The 22,286-nt window shown below is 48.3% G+C and carries 13 protein-coding genes and 2 pseudogenes; 7 read left to right on the top strand and 8 right to left on the bottom strand.

Annotated features, from left to right (window positions below):
- Positions 1-54: 54 nt before the first annotated feature.
- Both LU633_RS17220 and LU633_RS17210 read left to right on the top strand, forming a co-directional pair.
- A complete protein-coding gene (locus tag LU633_RS17220) occupies positions 55-1,260 on the top strand; it encodes a nicotinamide mononucleotide deamidase-related protein YfaY (RefSeq protein WP_016189975.1) in 1,206 nt (401 codons plus the stop codon).
- Between the two features lie 371 nt (positions 1,261-1,631).
- Positions 1,632-2,330 (top strand): annotated as a pseudogene (locus LU633_RS17210) (IS1 family transposase).
- A gap of 188 nt (positions 2,331-2,518) precedes the next feature.
- On the opposite strand, the gene LU633_RS17205 reads toward LU633_RS17210, so the two are convergent.
- From LU633_RS17205 to ubiG, 5 genes are all read right to left on the bottom strand, one after another.
- Positions 2,519-2,842, bottom strand: coding sequence for a hypothetical protein (locus LU633_RS17205; RefSeq protein WP_040465300.1), 324 nt, complete (start codon positions 2,840-2,842; stop codon positions 2,519-2,521).
- 279 nt (positions 2,843-3,121) lie between these two features.
- Positions 3,122-3,382, bottom strand: coding sequence for a class I ribonucleotide reductase maintenance protein YfaE (gene yfaE / locus LU633_RS17200; RefSeq protein WP_016189973.1), 261 nt, complete (start codon positions 3,380-3,382; stop codon positions 3,122-3,124).
- A 1-nt stretch (position 3,383) separates the two neighbouring features.
- Positions 3,384-4,514: a class Ia ribonucleoside-diphosphate reductase subunit beta gene (gene nrdB, locus LU633_RS17195; protein ID WP_016189972.1), complete on the bottom strand. Its 1,131-nt coding sequence runs from the start codon at positions 4,512-4,514 to the stop codon at positions 3,384-3,386.
- 63 nt (positions 4,515-4,577) lie between these two features.
- Positions 4,578-6,863: a class 1a ribonucleoside-diphosphate reductase subunit alpha gene (gene nrdA / locus LU633_RS17190; RefSeq protein WP_016189971.1), complete on the bottom strand. Its 2,286-nt coding sequence runs from the start codon at positions 6,861-6,863 to the stop codon at positions 4,578-4,580.
- A 504-nt stretch (positions 6,864-7,367) separates the two neighbouring features.
- The gene (gene ubiG / locus LU633_RS17185; protein ID WP_016189970.1) at positions 7,368-8,096 is read right to left on the bottom strand and encodes a bifunctional 2-polyprenyl-6-hydroxyphenol methylase/3-demethylubiquinol 3-O-methyltransferase UbiG; all 729 of its coding nucleotides are present in this window, start codon (positions 8,094-8,096) and stop codon (positions 7,368-7,370) included.
- 192 nt (positions 8,097-8,288) lie between these two features.
- Here ubiG and gyrA point away from each other — a divergent pair, with 192 nt between their 5' ends.
- Positions 8,289-10,928: a DNA topoisomerase (ATP-hydrolyzing) subunit A gene (gyrA, locus tag LU633_RS17180; RefSeq protein ID WP_016189969.1), complete on the top strand. Its 2,640-nt coding sequence runs from the start codon at positions 8,289-8,291 to the stop codon at positions 10,926-10,928.
- A gap of 199 nt (positions 10,929-11,127) precedes the next feature.
- Entirely contained in the window at positions 11,128-13,983 is a 2,856-nt protein-coding gene (rcsC, locus tag LU633_RS17175) for a two-component system sensor histidine kinase RcsC (RefSeq protein ID WP_016189968.1), read from the top strand.
- Between the two features lie 395 nt (positions 13,984-14,378).
- Here the strand turns inward: rcsC and rcsB are convergent, their stop codons facing one another.
- Together rcsB and rcsD are read right to left on the bottom strand one after the other, a co-directional pair.
- Positions 14,379-15,029: a response regulator transcription factor RcsB gene (gene rcsB / locus LU633_RS17170; protein ID WP_016189967.1), complete on the bottom strand. Its 651-nt coding sequence runs from the start codon at positions 15,027-15,029 to the stop codon at positions 14,379-14,381.
- Positions 15,026-17,680 carry a phosphotransferase RcsD gene (rcsD, locus tag LU633_RS17165; RefSeq protein WP_233485069.1) on the bottom strand — a complete coding sequence of 885 codons (2,655 nt, stop codon included), beginning with the start codon at positions 17,678-17,680 and terminating at the stop codon, positions 15,026-15,028. Before rcsD ends, rcsB begins: the two co-directional genes overlap by 4 nt.
- Before the next feature lie 1,372 nt (positions 17,681-19,052).
- Between rcsD and ompC the strand changes: the two genes are divergently transcribed.
- A complete protein-coding gene (ompC, locus tag LU633_RS17160) occupies positions 19,053-20,159 on the top strand; it encodes a porin OmpC (RefSeq protein ID WP_016189964.1) in 1,107 nt (368 codons plus the stop codon).
- A gap of 81 nt (positions 20,160-20,240) precedes the next feature.
- Here the strand turns inward: ompC and LU633_RS25810 are convergent, their stop codons facing one another.
- A complete protein-coding gene (locus tag LU633_RS25810) occupies positions 20,241-20,369 on the bottom strand; it encodes a hypothetical protein (RefSeq protein WP_016189963.1) in 129 nt (42 codons plus the stop codon).
- 155 nt (positions 20,370-20,524) lie between these two features.
- Between LU633_RS25810 and apbE the strand changes: the two genes are divergently transcribed.
- The gene (gene apbE / locus LU633_RS17155; RefSeq protein WP_016189962.1) at positions 20,525-21,565 is read left to right on the top strand and encodes an FAD:protein FMN transferase ApbE; all 1,041 of its coding nucleotides are present in this window, start codon (positions 20,525-20,527) and stop codon (positions 21,563-21,565) included.
- A 21-nt stretch (positions 21,566-21,586) separates the two neighbouring features.
- Positions 21,587-22,230, top strand: a pseudogene (gene alkB, locus LU633_RS17150) (DNA oxidative demethylase AlkB).
- The last annotated feature ends 56 nt before the right edge of the window (positions 22,231-22,286 follow it).

The raw sequence follows: 22,286 nt of genomic DNA, 5'->3' as shown, positions 1-22,286 counted from the left end.
TTTATGCGCATCCCTTCATACAGTTAAGCAACCCTGACCGATGCGGAGAAAAAAATGATCAGAGTGGAAATGCTGGCGACAGGCGATGAAGTGCTGCACGGGCAAATCGTTGATAGCAATTCGGCGTGGCTGGCGGAGCTGCTGTTACAGCATGGCCTGCCGATGACGCGTCGCCAGACGGTAGGCGACAGCCTTGACGAGCTGGTCGGTGTGCTGAAGGAACGCAGCGAGGTCGCTGATGTGCTGATCGTTAACGGTGGCCTCGGCCCAACCAGCGATGATTTGAGCGCACTGGCGGCGGCAAAAGCGGCTGGCGTGCCGCTGGTGCTGAACGAATACTGGCTGACACAAATGGCAGCGTTTTTCGCCGGGCGTGGTCGCAAAATGGCTGCGAGTAATCGCAAGCAGGCGGAGCTGCCTGACGGTGCGGAAATGCTGGATAACCCGATTGGTACGGCCTGCGGCTTTGCTATAGAACTGAATCGATGCTGGATTTTTTTCACGCCAGGGGTGCCTTCGGAATACAAAATGATGGTTGAGCAGCAAATCCTGCCGCGCCTTCAGGCGCGTTTTACGCTGCCAGCGCCGCCGGTGTGTTTGCGAATGACCACCTTTGGCCGCGGTGAGAGTGAGCTGGCTTCGGCCATTGAGCCGCTGCCGCTGCCAGAAGGTGTGGTGATGGGCTATCGTGCGTCCATGCCGATTATTGAACTGAAGCTGAACGGCCCGGTCTCCAGGCTGCCTGAAATGGAGCGCGTCTGGCAGCAGGTTCGTGAGATTGCCGGTGAAAGTGTGATTTTCGAAGGCAGGGAAGGGCTTCCGGCACAGATCGCGCGATGCCTTACGGAAAAAGGGCACTCGCTGGCAGTCAGCGAGCAGTTTACCGCCGGGCTGTTGCAGTGGCAGCTGGCATCGGCTGATGCGCCGCTGAAAGCGGGCAATATGTTGCCGACAAGGGAAGAAAACCTTAGCGCATTGATTGAGCGCGCACAACAGCTCGCCGGAGCGGATAATGCCAGCCTGGCGCTGGTGGTGGGTGGCATCCAGAATGAAACGGTGGGCTTTGCGCTATTCACGCCGGATGGCTGCTGGGGACAGCGCGTTAAAATCAGTCTTTCCCGTTACGATCTGAAAACGCGTCAGGATGTGGTGGCGATGATCGCACTGAATATGCTGCGCTGCTGGTTAAATGGTCTGGACCTGACAGTTGTTGGGCAGGGTTGGATTGAAGTGGTGGAGTCTCTCAGTCAGCCTTGTTGATAAATTGGAAGGATAAGCCGTATCCTTACCGATTACCGCTTATCTTTTCACAGAGTGACAGAATCGCTTTTGTCTCTGTTGCAAGCGTAACAGGTAAGACGAATGTTATGCTCCTCACTACACTGCCACCTCTGGATACTGGAATAATGTGATCAAATTCCACCTCATCATCGCGTAAATGTTTGCTGCTGACTACCCTTATTTTTGTTGCGAAAGAAATATAACGTCCTCTCCGTCTTTCTTCCGATGTTTCGGTTATATTTTCCCCCGCAAAAACGAACGGGCAGATATGACCAAAAATATTACAACTTAAATCTTGGTCGTGACGCAGACTTGCTGATCACGTATGCTTTGCGCTTTGGGTGTAACATATGGCTAAAGTTGATGTCGTCTGCCCTCAGTGCAATGAAACTCATGCTGTACGATGTAACGGACATTCAGCATCCGGTGCCCAACGGTTACATCTGCAAGCATTGTTCAAAGACCTTTCAGCTCAATTTTAGCTACTCCGGTGCCAAACCAGACACACACCAGACCATTGTTAATATGGCCATGAATGGTTACGGATGTCGCGATACCGCACGGGTTCTCGGTATCAGCCTCAATACGGTTCTGCGGCACGTAAAAAAATTTCGCCAAAGCAGGTAGCTGAGAATATCGACCCCGAAACGGAGGTTGTTATCTGCTGTGAAGCCGGTGAACAATGGTCTTACGTGCGGTGTAAAAGCAATCCCCGGTGGTTGTTCTATGCTTATGACCGTATCCGCAAACGTGCTCTGGCCCACGTCTTCGGCCCGAGAAATGCCCCGACCCTGCGACGATTGCTGGCCCTGTTAAGCAAATTTAACATTGCCTTTTATATGACAGATGCGTGGCCGGTTTATAAAGTTCTGTTAAGTGCAACAGGCCACGTGGTGAGCAAGAAATATACCCAACGGACAGAACGACATAATCTTAATCTTCGCACACATATCAAACGACTGACCCGCAGAACAATTTGCTTTTCTAAGTCAGAGGAAATGCACGATAAGATCATCGGTTGGTATCTTACTCTTCATCATTATCAATAAATATGCGTCGCGACCTAAATCTTCAAAAAATCCGTGATATTTTCAGGGTAATCATCTTCATTAAAGTTATCCAGCATTGTTTTGAACATCAATAAACGATCAGGATCCAGTGGTTTTCTTTCATCGAGCACCTTATGTTTAAGTTATTATCTTATTGATATTATTTCATATTCTTCGGATTTAATCCATTATTCGGTGATAATTAACTCCACTGCAGAGGTTTGTTTTTGCGTAAAGGGGAAGGGGACATTGTATTCCTGAAAGGGAGGTAAAGGCACTGCTGATAATAACTGCTTAATCCTCTCCGGATTGGAAAAGAAATTCTCCCTTTCTATTTTACTTGCCACATACAAAAGAAATTTGCGCAATCCCATTCGCGCACAGATGATACTGCCTCGGGCTGTCGTGCCATATGGGCTGTCACGATTATTATTGTAAGCGTAGGAAAGCTCCGCCAGATTTTTAATTTCTTCTGTGGAAAGTATTATTTCATTACCAATTTTTTTTGTCATCAATACATTTTTGAAGGTAACTATTGTGTTCCAGTTTATCTTTGAGCAGAGGAGGAAGCAGAGACGACTGTTCCACAAACAAGCCATATGGGCAATATTTCAATTCCCGGCAGGGCTTACAAACGTGACTGGAGCACTCTTTCCATTGAGCAGTGAAATCCTTATCACTCATATCAGGGTTGTATCCCCCAGCACTTTTTTATTACCGGATGTATTATGTTTTTTTCTTTCCGGGCATCAGTGATTGCTCCAGGTTGGAATAACCAGGTTAGGGGGTGTTTACAGCTCCAGTTCGATATCCCCTTTCGCCATGCAGCAGCAGGGCAGGATTTCATCCTGCTGCACAAAGGCCAGCGGGCGGGCCAGATAGCAAACTTCGCCTTTTAGCAGCCGGGTACGACAGGAGCCGCAGTAACCCTCCCTGCACTGATAGTCGACCGGAATACGATGAGCCTCCAGCGTATCCAGTAGCGAGCGATGCTCTTCCCGGCAGTACAGCTGCGTACCAGAAGTCCGCAGCGTAATCATTGCCCCGGCCATCTTACAGCTGGAAGTCGTCGAAGTCGTTTGCGTCCACTTCTGAATCGATCTGACCGACCAGATAAGAACTGACTTCCACTTCCTGCGGCGCAACCTGCACGTTATCAGACACCAGCCAGGAGTTGATCCACGGAATCGGGTTGGAACGCGTCTGGAAGGGCAGATCGAGGCCAACGGCCTGCATACGGATATTGGTGATGTACTCTATGTACTGCCACAAAATATCCTTATTCAGGCCAATCATGGAACCGTCACGGAACAGGTATTCCGCCCACTCTTTTTCCTGCTGTGCCGCTTGCACGAACAGGTCATAGCATTGCTGGCGGCACTCTTTAGCGATTTCTGTCATTTCCGGGTCGTCTTCGCCGCTGCGGAGCAGATTTAACATGTGCTGAGTACCGGTGAGATGCAGCGCTTCATCACGGGCAATCAGACGGATAATTTTTGCATTCCCCTCCATCAGTTCGCGTTCGGCAAAAGCAAAAGAGCAGGCAAAGCTGACATAAAAACGGATCGCTTCCAGTGCGTTCACGCTCATCAGGCAGACATAAAGTTGCTTCTTCAACGCACGCAGATTAACGACTACCGTTTTGCCATTAACTTGGTGTGAACCCTCACCCAGCAGATGCCAGTAGTTGGTCATTTCGATCAGGTCGTCGTAGTAGCCGGAGATATCTTTGGCGCGGGAGAGGATCTGTTCATTGGTGACAATATCGTCAAATACGATAGCTGGCTCGTTAACGATATTACGGATGATATGGGTATAGGAGCGCGAGTGGATCGTTTCAGAAAATGCCCAGGTTTCCACCCAGGTTTCCAGTTCAGGGATGGAGATCAGCGGCAGCAGCGCCACGTTGGGACTGCGCCCCTGGATGGAGTCCAGCAGTGTTTGATATTTCAGGTTGCTGATAAAAATATGCTTTTCATGATCGGGCAGGCCCTGATAGTCAATACGATCACGTGACACATCCACTTCTTCCGGGCGCCAGAAGAAAGAGAGCTGTTTTTCAATTAGCTTTTCGAAAATGTCATATTTTTGCTGATCGTAACGGGCGACGTTAACCGGCTGACCGAAGAACATCGGTTCGTCCAGCTGGTTGTTTTTATTTTGCGAAAAGGTGGTGTAAGCCATAAACAGTGATCCAGTAAGAACGCATTCGGGAAATGGGGCGAAGTCTGTCGCCCCGGCTTAAAGTTAAATCTTGCAGGCACCGCTTTCGCAACCGTCATCCTGAACCGACGGGGCCAGATCGTCCTGCGAATCCTCTGCGCCATCGCGCGTGTTCTGGTAGTAAAGCGTCTTCACGCCAAATTTGTAAGCGGTCAGCAGATCCTTCAGCATCTGCTTCATCGGTACCCGACCATTGGCAAAACGGCTTGGATCATAGTTGGTGTTCGACGAGATCGCCTGGTCAATGAATTTTTGCATCAGGCCAACCAGCTGCAAATAACCGTCATTGCCAGGCATCTCCCACAGCAGTTCATAGCTGTCTTTCAGGCGTTCGTACTCCGGGACGACCTGCCGCAGAATGCCATCTTTCGAAGCCTTAATGCTGATATGCCCACGCGGCGGCTCAATGCCATTGGTGGCGTTGGAGATCTGCGAGGAGGTTTCAGAGGGCATCAGCGCTGAAAGCGTGGAGTTGCGCAGGCCGTGGACTTTGATTTCCTCACGCAGCGTTTCCCAGTCCAGATGCAGCGGTTCATTGCTGATAGCGTCCAGGTCTTTTTTGTAGGTATCAATGGGCAGGATGCCTTGTGAATAGGTGGTTTCATTGAACCACGGGCAGGCACCTTGCTCTTTTGCCAGTTTATTGGACGCTTTCAGCAGATAATACTGAATTGCTTCGAAGGTGCGGTGCGTCAGATTGTTGGCGCTACCGTCCGAGTAGCGCACGCCGTGCTTCGCCAGATAGCAGGCAAAGTTGATCACACCAATTCCCAGCGTACGACGGCCCATCGCGCCGCGTTTTGCCGCCGGGATAGGGTAATCCTGGTAGTCGAGCAGCGCATCCAGCGCACGTACCGCAAGGGTAGCCAGCTCCTGGAGGTCATCCAGGCTGTCGATAGCACCGAGGTTGAATGCTGACAGCGTACAAAGCGCGATTTCACCGTTAACATCGTTAACATCGTTCAGCGGTTTGGTCGGCAGCGCAATCTCCAGACAAAGGTTCGACTGACGAACTGGTGCAATGGACGGATCAAACGGGCTGTGGGTGTTGCAGTGATCGACGTTCTGAATATAAATACGGCCGGTGGAGGCACGTTCCTGCATCATCAGGGAGAACAAATCAACCGCCTTCACGCGCTGCTTGCGGATGCTGTCGTCTTTCTCATATTTGGTGTACAGACGCTCAAATTCATCCTGATTGGCAAAGAACGCGTCGTACAGCCCTGGTACGTCAGAGGGGCTGAACAGCGTGATATCTCCCCCCTTCAGCAGACGGGTGTACATCAGCTTGTTGAGCTGTACGCCGTAATCCATATGGCGTACGCGGTTGCCTTCCACACCGCGGTTATTTTTCAGCACTAGTAGGCTTTCTACTTCCAGATGCCACATTGGATAGAACAGTGTGGCGGCACCGCCGCGAACGCCACCCTGCGAGCAGGATTTTACGGCGGTCTGGAAGTGCTTGTAAAAAGGGATACAGCCGGTATGGAAAGCCTCTCCGCTGCGAATCGGGCTGCCCAGCGCGCGGATGCGCCCGGCGTTGATGCCGATACCGGCACGTTGCGAAACATATTTAACAATGGCGCTGGAGGTGGCGTTGATCGAATCCAGACTGTCACCGCATTCAATTAATACGCAGGAACTGAACTGGCGGGTTGGCGTGCGTACACCAGACATAATTGGCGTTGGCAGTGAGATCTTGAAGGTGGAAACCGCATCGTAGAAACGTTTAACAAAGTCCAGACGCGTTTCACGTGGATAACCGGAAAACAGGCAGGCGGCCACCAGCACGTACAGAAACTGAGCACTTTCGTAAATGTCACCGCTCACGCGGTTCTGCACCAGATATTTGCCTTCCAGTTGCTTAACGGCGGCGTAGGAGAAGTGCATGTCACGCCAGTGATCGATAAAGCTGTCCATCTGCTCAAATTCTTCCCGGCTGTAGTCTTCCAGCAGGTGACGATCGTACTTGCCCTGATCAACCATGCGTTTAACCTGATCGTACAACGCTGGCGGCTCAAACTGACCATAGGCTTTTTTACGCAGGTGGTAGGTGGCGAGACGCGCGGCCATGTATTGATAATCCGGTGCGTCACGGGAGATGAGATCGGCGGCAGATTTGATAATGGTTTCATGAATATCAGAGGTTCTGATCCCTTCGTAGAACTGGATATGTGAACGCAGTTCAACCTGCGAAACGGAGACGTTTTGCAGGCCTTCGGCAGCCCAGTCAAGCACACGGTGGATTTTATCGAGGTTGATTCGTTCGGTGCGGCCATCGCGTTTTGTGACAAGCAGGCTTTGATTCATTGCGCGTTTTATCCTGTCTGTGAAGTCAAAAGGATCCCCGGTTTATGCACAGATGTGAATACATTGTGGATAAACACTATATGTAGGGGGAAAGTGAAATATGGATAACAATATGGTGAGTATTTTAGTAATTAATCACTTCTTAACAAGGCTTGATTTTCACACGTTTTTACTGTTGAGGTACTGGCTTTTTTCCTAAGTCCACGTTTCTCAAGGCGATGTGGTAAGTCAACCGCATGAGAAATTTTTTCAAAATAGCTCTGGTCGCTTTTTTCTTGTTCATCCCCGAAAATACGTGGTTTTTTCGCACAGGAATCACGTCCGGCGGCTTCTGCGTAGCTTCTTCAGCGGGATGGCCCGTCGTGCTTACAGCATATCATGGCGTTTGTAGCGCCAGTTATTTCAGAAAAATTTCAGGAAAGTGAAAAAGAATCGCGCTGAAGGTGGCAGGGGTGTGGAACAGACACCGAACACAGACTCACGCCTGCATTCGGTCAGTGAGATTCAGCCAGCGGCGTGGTGCGTGTGCAGCATATAGTTAACATCCACCCCGGGGGCCAGCCTGAACTTATTGGTCAGTGGATTATAGTGCAAACCAATGATGTCACTTTCGCGCAGCGGGGTTTCATCTGTCCAGCCAATTAGTTCGCCGGGACGGATAAACTTTTTAATGTCATGGGTGCCGCGAGGCAGCATGCGCAGCACATATTCTGCGCCGATGATCGCCAAAAGCCAGGCCTTGCTGTTGCGATTAATGGTGGAGAAAAACACCTCACCACCCGGCTTAACCAGTCGGGCACAGGCGTGGACCACCGAACGCGGATCGGGAACGTGTTCCAGCATCTCCATGCAGGTTACCACGTCATACTGTCCGGCGAATTGCGTCGCATGATCTTCGACCGTCTGCTGCACATAATCGATTTTTAGCCCGCTTTCCAGCGCGTGCAGATGGGCAATATGCAAGGGTTCCGTCCCCATATCCAGCCCGCTTACCTCCGCGCCTTCACGCGCCATACTTTCTGCGAGAATGCCGCCACCGCAGCCGACGTCGAGAACTTTTTTACCAAACAGGCCATGACTGCGTTCAGCAATGTAGCCCAGCCGTAAAGGGTTAATACGATGCAACGGTTTGAATTCGCCTTCCAGATCCCACCAGCGTGAGGCGGCCGCTTCAAATTTAGCAATTTCACTGTGGTCAACGTTAGCTGTCTGCCCGTTTTGCTCTGCTTTCATTCGTTCTTAACTCCGTGCAAGGTTTGCAGGAAGTATACATTTTTCCGCGTGGTTTAGGGCAGCGCTCCGTCCTGACGCGATTCAACTGCTTTTAACCTACGCAAAACGATGCTTTCCATTCACCACCTGGCCTAAAGGTGATATACTTTCGCACCTTTGAATCCGGGTATATTTTAGAAGGAAAGCGCCTTAATGAGTGACTTGGCCAGAGAAATCACACCGGTCAATATCGAAGAAGAGTTAAAAAACTCCTATCTCGATTACGCCATGTCGGTCATTGTTGGCCGCGCATTGCCTGATGTTCGCGACGGTCTGAAACCTGTACACCGTCGTGTGCTCTATGCCATGAACGTGCTGGGCAATGACTGGAATAAACCTTATAAAAAGTCCGCTCGTGTTGTCGGCGACGTTATTGGTAAATACCATCCCCACGGCGATACCGCCGTTTATGATACTATTGTTCGTATGGCGCAACCGTTTTCCCTGCGCTACATGCTGGTGGATGGTCAGGGCAACTTCGGTTCTGTTGACGGCGATTCTGCTGCGGCGATGCGTTATACTGAAGTGCGTATGGCGAAAATTGCCCACGAACTGCTGGCCGATCTGGAAAAAGAAACCGTCGATTACGTGAATAACTACGACGGCACCGAGCAGATCCCGGACGTTATGCCGACAAAAATTCCCAACCTGCTGGTTAACGGCGCATCGGGAATTGCCGTTGGAATGGCAACCAATATTCCTCCCCACAATCTGACCGAAGTGATTAACGGCTGTCTGGCCTATATCGCTGATGAGAACATCAGCCTTGAAGCGCTGATGGAACACATTTCCGGCCCGGATTTCCCCACCGCTGCGATCATTAACGGTCGTCGGGGAATTGAAGAAGCCTATCGTACAGGCCGTGGTAAAATTTATATCCGCGCCCGCGGCGAAGTGGAAGTCGATGCGAAAACTGGTCGCGAAACCATCATCATTCATGAGATCCCCTATCAGGTAAACAAAGCTCGCCTGATTGAGAAAATGGCGGAGCTGGTGAAAGAGAAGCGCTTGGAAGGAATCGGCGCGTTGCGCGACGAATCTGACAAAGACGGTATGCGTATTGTTATTGAGATCAAACGCGATGCCGTTGGCGAGGTGGTGCTGAATAATCTTTATTCACTCACCCAGCTACAAACCTCTTTTGGCATTAATATGGTTGCCCTGCATCAGGGACAGCCAAAGATTATGCCGCTGAAGGAGATTCTGGAAGCCTTCGTCCGTCACCGCCGTGAAGTGGTGACGCGCCGTACTATCTTTGAACTGCGTAAGGCCCGCGATCGTGCGCACATTCTCGAAGCACTGGCGATTGCGCTGGCTAATATTGACCCGATTATAGAGCTGATCCGCCGTGCGCCCACGCCTGCTGAAGCAAAAGCCGGTCTGGTGGCGCGTCCTTGGGCGCTGGGTAATGTCTCTGCCATGCTCGAACGCGCAGGCGACAACGCTGCGCGTCCTGAATGGCTGGAAGATGAGTTTGGTATCCGCGACGGTAACTATTATCTGACCGAGCAGCAGGCGCAGGCCATTCTCGATCTTCGTTTGCAAAAACTTACCGGCCTTGAGCATGAGAAGCTGTTGGATGAGTACAAAGCGCTGCTGGAGCAAATCGCTGAACTGATCCACATCCTTGAAAGTGCGGAGCGCCTGATGGAAGTCATTCGTGAAGAACTGGAGCTGATCCGCGATCAGTTTGGCGATGCGCGGCGTACTGAAATCACTGCAAACAGCGCTGATATTAATATCGAAGATTTGATTAACCAGGAAGATGTGGTAGTAACCCTGTCAAATCAGGGGTACGTCAAATATCAGCCGCTGACCGATTACGAAGCTCAGCGTCGCGGCGGTAAAGGCAAATCAGCTGCACGCATCAAAGAAGAAGACTTTATTGACCGCCTGCTGGTGGCGAATACCCATGACACGATTTTGTGCTTCTCCAGCCGTGGACGTTTGTACTGGATGAAAGTGTATCAGCTGCCAGAGGCCAGCCGTGGGGCACGCGGACGGCCAATCGTTAATCTGTTGCCGCTGGAAGCTAACGAGCGTATTACCGCCATCCTGCCGGTGCGTGAGTACGCTGAAGGCTGGAATATCTTTATGGCAACTGCCAGCGGCACGGTGAAGAAAACTACACTGCAGGAGTTTAGCCGTCCACGCAGCGCCGGTATTATTGCGCTTAATCTGCGCGAGGATGACGAGCTGATTGGTGTGGCGCTGACCAACGGCCAGGATGAAGCGATGCTCTTCTCCGCGGCCGGCAAAGTGGTGCGTTTCTCTGAGCAGGCAGTTCGTACGATGGGGCGTACCGCCTCCGGCGTACGCGGCATCAAACTGGCGGAGGGTGATCGGGTAGTGTCACTGATTGTGCCGCGTGACGAAGGGGCTATCCTGACAGTGACGCAAAACGGTTACGGTAAGCGTACGAATAACATCGAATATCCTACCCGTTCGCGCGCCACTCAGGGTGTTATCTCAATTAAGGTGACCGAGCGTAACGGACCGGTTATCGGTGCCGTGCAGGTTGTCGACAGCGATCAGATTATGATGATTACCGATGCCGGTACGCTGGTGCGCACGCGCGTTTCAGAAGTAAGCGTAGTGGGGCGTAACACCCAGGGCGTTATTCTGATCCGCACGGCGGATGACGAAAGTGTGGTGGGCCTGCAACGCGTGGCCGAACCAGTGGCAGAAGAAGAGCTGGATGCCATTGATGGTAGCGTGGCGGAAGGGGACGAAGATATTACCCCGGAAGTCGAGCAGGATGATGATGCACCAGAAGGTGATGATGAGGAATAATTCCTCTTCGTTCCCTTTGTTCTGTCTGTTTACACTCTGCCAGCCTGTGCTGTCAGGGTGTTTTTCTTTAAGGCAGCTCCCGTGTTTAATACAGATTTTTCTCATCCCGGAAGCGGAGGGGATCTGGCTTTTTTACCATTCTGGCGCTACTGTAATGAGCTTAAATTAGTCGATAGCCTGCCGTTTTATAGGGTTTCGTTTGAAATACTTAGTCTCCTTCAGAACCACGTTACGAATCTCCCGCTATTTGTTTCGTGCACTGGCACTCATGCTCTGGACGCTGGGGGCGTTGCTGACGACGTTTTACATTATTAACGTTGTGCATGAGAAAGAAGTTCAGGTTCGACAGGAGTTTAACGCCAATGTTGAACAGGTGCAGTGGTATATGACCCATGCAGCTGACGTGACCCGGGAACTGAAATTTATTGCAGAAAACCGACTTAATGCTTCAGCTAATGGCCTCGACGTGCTGAATGGCATGTTTCCCGGCAAAACTACGTTGCCGCAGTTCTATCCCCTTTACTCCGATTCCGACTGCAGCATCATGAGCAATACATGGCGCAACTCGCTGGAATCACTGAGTTATTTTCTGCGTTACTGGAAAGATAACTTCTCTTCAGCTTATGAACTTAACCGGGTGTTTTTTATCGGCGGGGAGAGTCTTTGCCTGGCCGATTTTGGCGTGGGGAGTGCGTCTGCCGAGCGCGGACACGTGCTTAAATCGTTGCAGGAGCATATTCTTAAATACCGTAACGCTAACGACGATGAGCGTAAAAACAGTATTTTTTGGGTTGTGTCATCAGGTCAGCCGGGTGTCGGCTATTACTATATGTTAACGCCTGTGTATGTAGTAAGCAGAATGGCCGCACTGCTGGGAATTGAGCAGAGCATTCGTCTGGATGATTTTATTGCTCCCGGTTCTTTTCCTATGAGTGCCATTCTGCTGGATGCAAATAACCAGCGCATAATGTCATCTTCCCGTAGCGGAGAGTGTATTTCGCTTGAGGATTTGCCCGATGAAAGCGACTGGTTTGGCTATATCAATGGCTATAAGCAGCTGGTTTTGAAGAAAACCTTGATGCCTGCTTCACTGACCATAGTCTATTCAGTTGAGACCAGTGATATGGTCGAGAAACTGAAAATGCTGATTATCAATGCTGTTTTGCTTAACCTCATCAGCGCGATCTTTCTTTTTACTCTGGCCTGGCTGTTCGAACGCCGCATGTTTCTCCCCGCAGAAGAGAATGCCCAACGGCTGGAGGAACATGAGCAATTTAACCGGAAAATTGTGGCCTCAGCGCCGGTGGGGATCTGTATCCTGCGAACCAGCGATGGAACCAATATTCTCAGTAATGAACTGGCGCATAATTATCTCAGCATGTTGACCCAGGAAGATCGGCAGCGCCTCACGGAAATCATTTCTGGTCAGCAGGTTAATTTTGTGGATGTGCTGACGGGAAGTAACACCAACCTGCAAATCAGTTTTGTGCATTCACGCTACCGCAATGAAAATGTGGCGATCTGCGTTTTGGTGGACGTCAGTGCACGGGTGAAGATGGAGGAATCCCTGCAGGAAATGGCGCATGCAGCGGAGCAGGCCAGCCAGTCCAAGTCAATGTTTCTGGCAACGGTCAGTCATGAACTGCGCACGCCTTTGTATGGCATCATCGGTAATCTTGATTTGCTGCAAACCAAATCACTGCCGAAAGGCGTTGATTCGCTGGTTACCGCGATGAATAACTCTTCCAGTCTGTTGCTGAAAATCATCAGCGATATTCTCGACTTTTCAAAAATTGAGTCAGAGCAGCTTCGTATTGAGCCAAGAGAGTTTTCTCCGCGTGAAGTGATAACCCATATCACCTCGAGCTATCTTGCCATGGTGGTGAAAAAGCGTCTGACGTTGTGGTGTTTTATTGATGGTGATGTGCCGGTAACACTGGAAGGTGATCCGATTCGCCTTCAGCAGGTCATATCAAACCTGCTCAACAATGCCATCAAATTCACCCACACCGGCGGCATTATGCTGCAGTCTTATGTCAAAGACGGTTATCTCGTTTTCTGCGTACGTGATACCGGAGTGGGAATACCGGCAAAAGAAATTCCTCGTTTGTTTGATCCCTTTTTCCAGGTTGGAAGCGGTGTGCAGCGTAATTTTCATGGTACCGGTCTGGGGCTGGCTATCTGTGAAAAGCTTATCAATATGATGGATGGCGACATTGAAGTAGATTCCGAGCCGGGAATGGGCAGTCAATTTACAGTTCGTATTCCATTATACAACAGTTATACTTTGCCCCCGGTGTTGCATGAGGGGCTGCTGGGAAGAAAATGTTGGCTTGAGCTTCGTAACGATACTCTGGCCACCTTTCTTCAGAAACTCTTACAGCAGCATGGTGTCACCGTGCTCAGACTCGGTGAAGACGCTCACTGTGATGCTGATGATATTATTGTCACTGATTATGATTTTCATCCACCGCAAAGGGTTCGCGGTATTATTCGTTTTGATGGAAGCCATAACGATGGCCCGCTTGAGATTATCAACGGGCGCTGGATTTATGGTACCACCACGCCACATGAATTGCCCGCATTGTTGGGGCGGATATTCAGGGTTGAAGTCAGTATGCATGATTTACCGTTCTGCCTGCGTGAGGTAGAAGAGCCGGTTATCAGCAACGAAGATATTCTGATCCTGGTGGTGGACGATCACCCTATAAACAGGATGCTGCTTTCCGATCAGCTTGGCACGCTGGGATACCGGGTAAAAACCGCGCATGATGGTGTGGACGCATTGAATGTTCTTAGTCGTCACGAGTTTGATATTGTGCTGACCGATGTAAACATGCCAAATATGGATGGTTATCACCTTACTCAACGTTTACGTCAGCTCGGATTAACTTTCCCGGTCATTGGGGTAACGGCCAATGCGCTGGCGGAAGAGAAACAGCGTTGTATGGAAGCGGGTATGGATAATTGCCTTTCAAAACCCGTTACGCTCGATACCCTACAACAAACTTTGGTGTTTTATGCCGACAGCGTTCGCAAGGGGAGGGAAGGATGAGCAGGCATTACGCTTAATTCGGTTAAAACAGAGAAGGTAATAGCAGGTTCAATAAATGCTTTGTCAAATCCCGGCAGGCTAAAATAAAAAAGGCGAATAACGATTCGCCTTTTTTATTGCTGGCGCAAACGTGCCCTGAAAAGTCGTCACTTCAGCGCGTTGCTTTAACGTTATTTCTCATGTGTTAACTATTCTGTGCAGGGATATTGAGTTCCGGGGATTTGCTCCACCACTATCAGGTGACTTAATCACAGGCAGGCGTAAGCTTCTGTGAGAGGAACCCGGCTTCCTTGTTGGCGTTGGAAAAGTGCAAGGCCAAAACAGGTTTATTCCTTCTGGTGGAAGGTCGTAAAACCGCCTTGACGAAGGCGGTTTTATCATTGACAGAGGGTTAATTAACCTTTATCAACGGGCATCGTACTGACGGAAGAGAGGTAATTCAGCAGAGCAATATCATTGTCCACGCCCAGCTTCATCATTGCTGATTTTTTCTGACTGGAGATCGTTTTAATACTGCGATTGAGTTTTTTGGCGATCTCGGTCACCAGGAAACCTTCCGCAAACAGGCGTAGCACTTCACTTTCTTTCGGCGACAGGCGTTTGTCTCCGTAACCCCCTGCGCTGATCTTCTCCAGTAGTTTCGCCACGCTTTCTGGCGTGTACTTTTTACCTTTCTGAAGTGCTGCCAGCGCTTTGGGCAGGTCCGTTGGTGCGCCTTGTTTCAGCACTATGCCTTCGATATCCAGATCGAGCACGGCGCTCAAAATTGCCGGATTATTGTTCATGGTCAGCACAATAATGGACAGTTCTGGGTAGTGGCGTTTGATGTACTTGATCAACGTGATACCGTCGCCATATTTTTCACCGGGCATCGACAGATCGGTAATCAGTACATTGGCATCAAGTTTGGACAGGCTGTTAATCAAGGCGGTAGAATCTTCAAATTCACCAATGACATTGACCCATTCGATCTGCTCCAGCGACTTACGGATGCCGAACAGCACAATAGGATGGTCATCGGCAATGATTACGTTCAGGTTGTTCATATTATTTGGTTACCTTGCAGCAGCAGTTCATTGACATAGTTGTCAATCTCACTGGTGGTATTTTTAATGTTTGAAATGTCACACTCGGTAATGTGTTGTTCTAATGTTTCACAAAGCTGCTTGCCTGGTATCAGATTTAGCATGGCAAACACGCCTTTCAGGCGGTGTGCGGTCTGAGCAAGCGAACTCAAATCTCCCTCGGCCGACTCATTATACAATCTCTTTACATCGTCTGGTACTGTGTCAACAAATAGCTGAAAGTAACCCGGTGAGAATAGCTGGGCGACATTCTGTTCTTCAACGCTTTCATCCATGGACAGCTGTTGTTCGATGAGTTGAAGTAATGCATCCTGCATCGCATTACTGAGATTGAAATTGACTCTGAATTGATTGCGCGACATTGCAGTGAAGCCTGCTTCGTTATCATTGAGCAACAGCGCCCATGGCGTCATATTGGCAGATTCATCGGTAATCAAAATATCATGGCCCTGCCCGGAAAAACGTTCATCTGGCGTAATGCAGTTCGCTCCCCAGTTTTCAAGCTGGCGAACCACTATTTTTCTGACATCATCTACCGAAATGTCGATTAGCGTAGTCAGTCCTTCCAACAATTTCTCTTCCTGTGGTTGCTCAAGTTCCTGTGGAACCTGGATCTGAACAGTATAACGAGTGCCAATATCGGGCCGGGCAACAATTTCAAGATGCCCACCCAGCTGTTTACAGAGCTGCTTAATCAAAAAAAGAGCCAGCCCTGACGTTTGACTGAAGCGGTCATGAGTAGTTTCACCAAGGAATGGAAAATCTGCATTGCCAAGTTCATCTGCTTTCAGTCCTGCACCGGTATCAACTATCTCTATCAATAACGCGTCCGGACGGCCTTCAGGATGACTTGCTTCAATAGTAATGCGCCCCCATGTTGTTGTGGTAATGGAATAATGCAGAAGTGTAGTAAGGATTTTATAAAGCGCGCGCCGATCGCCGAAACGATTTTCATCGCCGCCAAGACGGTTATTGACTAATAAATTCAAACCCTTCCGTCGCACAGAGGGCAGGGCTTCCGTGACCAGTTCATCCAGAACAGTTTGTACGTTAAAGGCTCCCGCATCGGGTGCCCAGTCGTGTGTTTCCAGTCGATTAAGTAATACGATATCATCAACGAGACGACTCAGGGCCTGAGACGATTCCAGCACATCGCTGACGTCATCCGACCCCTCACTCAGACTGAGTTGTTGTAATTGAATGATGACATTATTCAGGGGGCGGTTGAGGGCATGTCCGAGGTTCTGCAAGAGCTGCTGACGTGTCTGGTGGTTTTTATCCAGAATTTGTTGGGCTTTTTGCAGTTTTTTATTGACCAGTAGTTCACGATCCTGGTCACGCATCATAAACAACTGAGTATTCGGTGAGATCACGCTGCGCGCATGTCGTATTTCATACACTTCGTTATTCACCGTGGCCTGAAGTACACCTTGATGCTGATCGGACATGCTAATGATTTTTTGCAAATTGAGGTGCGGCAACAAATGTTCAGCAATTTTGTTACTGATAATAGTACGATTGCTGGAGAAGTCATACACCAGCAGGCCAACCGGTAAGCTGCTAACGATCTCTTCGTTTAACACGCGCAGTGAATCCAACTCAGCACTTTGATTTTCATTGGGTCTGCGCGATTGCTGACGTATCAGGAATATTCCACACAACGAAAGCAGAATCATTAGCAGATTAGCTATGAGCGGCAACATAAGATTGTGGAACGTATCAACGATCAGCTCAAAAACACGGACGCGATAAACCAGCTGAAGTGGTGTGCTGGTTAGCGATGCTGAAATTTCAATATTGGGATTGTTTAACGAAACGCTGGTACTGTTAGTCGCCTCACTAACGTTGCTGTTTTCAAGGGGGCCGCTACTATCATGTTTGATCTGAAAATTTTCCAGCGGCATATTCAGAGGAATGAGATCGTTAACAGGTAAATCGAATGCCACGACGGTGGCAAGATGACCAGGTTGGTTGAATGTGGTGCGTACGGTGAAATAGGGATCGTTTTGCCAGGTAAAACGCCTGAGTGGTGAAAAGCTTTCTCTTTCATCCAGTGCGTTGGCCTGCTGCAACATTTCGGTGTGACGCGTATCGACTATATTGCTGATAGCACTCTCTTTATAACGTGTCGCCATATCTTTCAATGGCAGAGTGGAAATAAAGATTAAGCTGTTATCCTGGCCATCCAGAAAATACATAGACCAGGTACTGTTTTCGGCACCCCACAGAGTATCAAGGTAGTTTGACATGCGCATTGCCATATCAAGCGTGCTGCTGTCATGAGATCCAAAAATCAGCGATTCGGTCTTACGACGGTTTTTTTCAAGGTAATAAACATCCGGCCGTAAACGTGTTTCCTGGAGACTGCCAGATTGTGAACCGGCTGCGCTGGTAGCAAGATTTTCATAAATTTGCCAGGTTGCAAAACGGTAGGTGTTGATCCTCTTTTGCACCAAATGGGCAATGTCGGCCATAGCATAGCGTTTGTCCAGTAACCAGGCATTTACCGCGTTATGGATGGTAAATCCAGAACCAATCAGGACCAACAGGATAAATATCACAAAAAAATGTGTGGGATTGCCTGATCTCAGAGGAAACTTGTAGGACAACATGGTGTAACTTACCTCTGTGAACGTAAAATCGGGCAGCAGCGAACGGTGGCCCTGGTGCAGTTAAATCGCTATTGCCAGCCCTGACCATGTTGAAAGGAATTCTGACAGCGTCTGGCTTGGGAGGATACCTCTATAAGCTGTCGTTGTCATGAGAGAAATAGCCGCATCATGAAGCATACTCCAGCATTTCCCAACAGACTTGACGGGCAGCGAAAATGCGTCCCTGCTGCTGCACATATCACCAGTATGCCTGTTCACTAAAATTCCAGGGTTGGGAATACAACATAGTGAAACAACTCGCTCGCGTCTGCATCGGTATTAATGTACTGGGAAAGGGGGATCTTCATTGTTTAATTGTTAAACCTGTTATGATTAGTGCTATTCTTACCACAGTCAGCAAACTTAAAGAAGCTTATCCTGAATTTTCTCTAAGTCGATAATTTCGGCTCGTACGACTTATCAAAATTTATTGATAATTACGTGCTGAAAAATAATATTTAAATGTGATTGTTACGTCTGTTATTGTTGTTTTCATTAAAAAATTAAATTATTTAATAAATTAATTCAGCATTATTTGATACAGATAACTGGAAGCCGCTTGTGTCTGGCCACGTAAATGACCTGAATGCGTAGTTGATAATGATATTCGATTTACATCCGCCCCGCCAACGCTTGTGCTAATAGAGTGAATGCGTATCAGCGTGCTCATTATATCAGGAATAATACACTGATATTGCGGTCTGAAATGGTGCTGGCTTTTCTGTCATCAGGGATGTTATATGGAAGCATTAGCATTTTTGTATGTTTCAATTATCTGTCAACAAAAAAACAAAATAATATGTATATTTTCTGAAATTGTTTGGTGCTTTTTTATTAAAGTTATATGTAAAAAATATATTCTGATTTTTTATAGCGGGTGCCGAGAAGAAAAAATACAATAAGATTTTTCAAATTTAATACAGGCAAAAAAAAGCCGGACAGATCTCCGGCAACAAAATCTATTCTGACAAGTAATTCGGGGTGAATGAAGATAATAAAATGATGATAGCGGGATGATTGTATTACTTGAAGACTGTGTTTTTTTATCATTCAGTGCGTTATGATCTCTGATTATTTAAAATATTGTTTTTTAATACTATTTTTATTTATTGATAATTAGTGTTAAGTAACTTGTCAATATGTGTTGCTTAAAATTTCCCTTTAATTCACAAAATGAAATAGTTAATTTATATTCTGAAACATAATCGGAAATATGGTATTATTTTCTTGATGGGTTATTACTTTTCTCTCATTAACATAAATTTACTGGATGAATTTTTAACATCCAGCACACAATGGCTGATTAAAGGTATAACTACCAGAGGGTATCAAAATGAAACTTCGCGTTCTCTCCCTTATGATTCCAGCGTTAGCGATTGCAGGATCTGCGGGGGCGGCTGACATTTATAATAAACTTGACCTTTATGGAAAGGTTGATGGACTACATTACTTCTCCGATGACAAAAGTTCTGACGGAGATCAGTCCTATGTCCGTTTTGGTTTCAAAGGTGAAACCCAGATTAGTGAACAGATTACCGGATACGGTCAGTGGGAATATCAGGCTGCACTGGACAGTGCCGAGTCTGAAGGTACTGCAAACAGCTTTACCCGAGTGGGTTTTGCCGGCCTTAAGTTTGGCGATGGTGGATCTTTCGACTACGGACGTAATTACGGCGTGGTCTATGACATCGGCTCATGGACCGACGTTTTACCTGAATTTGGTGGTGATACGTATGGTGCCGATCAGTTTATGTTCCAACGTTCAAATGGTCTGGCGACTTACCGCAATAACAACTTCTTTGGCCTGGTTGATGGCTGGAACTTTGCTTTGCAGTATCAGGGCAAAAATAGCAGTGCCACTGAATCACCCAATGGCCGGGATGTTCTTGGTCAGAATGGAGACGGCTGGGGTCTTTCAACCACTTACGATCTTGGCGCGGGTTTTGGCATCGGTGCGGCGATGTTTAATTCCGACCGCACAACTGAGCAAAACGGTGGCACAGCGGCTACATCTACCATTCTTGGACGTGGCGATAAGGCAACAGCCTATACGGGAGGGCTGAAATACTATGCCAATAATATTTATCTGGCGGCCATGTATACCCGTTCTTATAACGCAACGCGTTTTGGTTCCAGCGATGCTGCCGCTTATGGTTACGCTGATAAGGCCGATAACTGGGAGCTGGTTGCGCAGTATCAGTTTGACTTTGGATTACATCCGTCTCTGGCTTTTGTCAGCTCACGCGGCAGCGAGATTCAGGGATTTGGTTCGCAGAACTTGAAAAAATATGTTGATGTAGGTGTCATTTACTACTTCAATAAAAACATGTCTACCTATGTTGATTATCAGATTAACCTGCTGAATGAAAACAGCTTCACTAACAGTGCGGGTATTAATACCGATGATGTTGTTGCCCTTGGGTTAGTGTATCAATTCTGATTATGTTAGGGAGCGCTTTCGACAGGCGCTCCAACTTTTCCTTTCATTCATTCTCGCTTCATTCTCTGTGCCTGCCTGATATTATTTTCCGTTCATCCGGCGCCAGGATGGACGAGAGAGCTGTTTGTTGTTTGCATGCTTGTAATGTTTATAACCGGAAAAAATAATCAGTGCGATGAAAATCACTAAAAGAATGGTGTAAATCATCATATTGTTCTCCTTTTTTAAGGATTTTTAAGTTATCGATTTTTGTCTGATAAGTTATTCTGGTTAGCATTTTCAGTAAGGTCAAGGGGGTTTAATTCTCATAAAACCATATTTTTCACTGTGTTAGCACCAAAAATAAATAAAGGCTTTATTTTTTTATGAAGATGAAATGGCTGTATTTAACTGTTTTTATAGTATTAATTATGATTTCGGGGTGCGACGATCATAACCAGAGTTCGAATGCTCAGGCTTTGATACTTGAGGGGCGTACTATGGGAACATTCTGGAGAGTTAGTCTTGCTGGTGTAGCGCCTGAACGCAAAGCGCCACTACAAAAATTAATCCAACAGCAGTTAGACAATGACGATAGTGAACTGTCGACATGGAAGCCGGACTCGGTGCTCTCCCGTTTTAATGGCTACCGAGGTAGTCAGCCGCAACCCATAAGCGATAATATGGTTGATATTATCACCCTGGCGCTCCGAATCGGACAAAAAACCCACGGGGCTATGGATATAACCGCGGGTCCATTGGTTAATTTGTGGGGCTTCGGACCAGACAAGCAACCAATAAAAACACCCACGCAGGATCAGATCGATTCAGCACGTTCCCAAATCGGGCTGCAACATTTACAGGTCATTCAGAGGGCAGAAGGCGCTTATTTACAAAAGAGTCTGCCTGGACTTTATGTGGATCTTTCAACGGTTGGTGAGGGCTTCGCGACTGACCATCTTGCACGTTTAATGGAAAAAGAGAGCATTAATCGCTATCTGGTTTCTGTCGGCGGTGCCGTGCTCAGTCGTGGTACAAATCCTCAGGGCGGGCCGTGGAAAGTGGCGATTCAAAAACCAACAGACAAGGAGAATGCCGTTCAGGCACTGGTCGATTTACAGGGGCACGGCATTAGCACCTCCGGTAGCTACCGTAATTACTATGAACTTGACGGCAAAATAATCTCCCATGTGATCGATCCCGTTACCGGTAGACCAATACAGCATAACCTGGTGTCAGCGACGGTTATAGCCACTACCGCACTTGAAGCAGACGGTTGGGACACTGGATTGATGGTGTTGGGAGAAGAGCAGGCTAAAGCGCTGGCGCTACGTGAAAAACTGGCCGTTTATCTGATAATTAAGCAGGAGAACGGATTTCGTGCCTGGATGTCACCACAATTTTCTGCATTTATAGTGCAACAATAAAGGAATTGGGGGGCGCATAATATGCTGGATTTATTTAATGATGAAGTTCCCTGGTCTGAACCACTCGTGAAGGAGCCGTGATCCTTCAGCGACGCGCCCTGGAGGAGGCCGGGGAACTAAAGTTGCTGCTTGACGCCGTAGCAGCGAAGAACCCTTTTCATCACCGGATTACACCTGACGGCCATCGAATGTCGGTAGCAATGACCAACTGCGGAGACTTTGGCTGGTCAACGGATTCGCGAGGCTATCAGTACAGCGAAGGTGATAACCTGACCGGACATCGCTGGCCTGCAATGCCTGAACAGTTCAGCAAGCTGGCAAAAGCCTGTGCTGCTGAGGCCGGTTTTAAGGATTTCACGCCCTATGCTTGTCTGATAAATCGCTACGAGGAAGGCGCGAAGCTTACCTTGCATCAGGACAAAGATGAGCAAGACCTGACACAACTGATCGTTTCCGTTTCTCTCGGTCTGCCAGCTGTATTTCAGTTTGGCGGCTTCTTACGCAGTGATGCGACCAGGCGAGTCCTGCTCGAACATGGTGATATTGTTGTGTGGAGTGGCTCTTCACGATTACGTTTTCATGGCATTTTGCCGTTAAAACATGGAGTTCATCCACTTACCGGACCTTTTCGTTATAATCTGACTTTTCGTCACGCCTTTCGCTGAAGCTGCCATCTCAGTACAGGGTACTTACTGATGTGGTTCAGCTGGTAATGAAACGG

This window comes from Erwinia tracheiphila (assembly GCF_021365465.1).
GTDB lineage: Bacteria > Pseudomonadota > Gammaproteobacteria > Enterobacterales > Enterobacteriaceae > Erwinia > Erwinia tracheiphila.
Note: the sequence above shows the minus strand (reverse complement) of the source record. Positions and strands in the feature narration are given on the sequence as shown.

Excerpts from the sequence above, each read along its gene's own strand:
- LU633_RS17220 (WP_016189975.1), top strand. The coding sequence starts at position 55 with ATGATCAGAGTGGAAATGCTGGCGACAGGCGATGAAGTGCTGCACGGG.
- LU633_RS17205 (WP_040465300.1), bottom strand. The coding sequence starts at position 2,842 with ATGACAAAAAAAATTGGTAATGAAATAATACTTTCCACAGAAGAAATT.
- yfaE (WP_016189973.1), bottom strand. The coding sequence starts at position 3,382 with ATGGCCGGGGCAATGATTACGCTGCGGACTTCTGGTACGCAGCTGTAC.
- nrdB (WP_016189972.1), bottom strand. The coding sequence starts at position 4,514 with ATGGCTTACACCACCTTTTCGCAAAATAAAAACAACCAGCTGGACGAA.
- nrdA (WP_016189971.1), bottom strand. The coding sequence starts at position 6,863 with ATGAATCAAAGCCTGCTTGTCACAAAACGCGATGGCCGCACCGAACGA.
- ubiG (WP_016189970.1), bottom strand. The coding sequence starts at position 8,096 with ATGAAAGCAGAGCAAAACGGGCAGACAGCTAACGTTGACCACAGTGAA.
- gyrA (WP_016189969.1), top strand. The coding sequence starts at position 8,289 with ATGAGTGACTTGGCCAGAGAAATCACACCGGTCAATATCGAAGAAGAG.
- rcsB (WP_016189967.1), bottom strand. The coding sequence starts at position 15,029 with ATGAACAACCTGAACGTAATCATTGCCGATGACCATCCTATTGTGCTG.
- rcsD (WP_233485069.1), bottom strand. The coding sequence starts at position 17,680 with ATGTTGTCCTACAAGTTTCCTCTGAGATCAGGCAATCCCACACATTTT.
- ompC (WP_016189964.1), top strand. The coding sequence starts at position 19,053 with ATGAAACTTCGCGTTCTCTCCCTTATGATTCCAGCGTTAGCGATTGCA.
- LU633_RS25810 (WP_016189963.1), bottom strand. The coding sequence starts at position 20,369 with ATGATGATTTACACCATTCTTTTAGTGATTTTCATCGCACTGATTATT.
- apbE (WP_016189962.1), top strand. The coding sequence starts at position 20,525 with ATGAAGATGAAATGGCTGTATTTAACTGTTTTTATAGTATTAATTATG.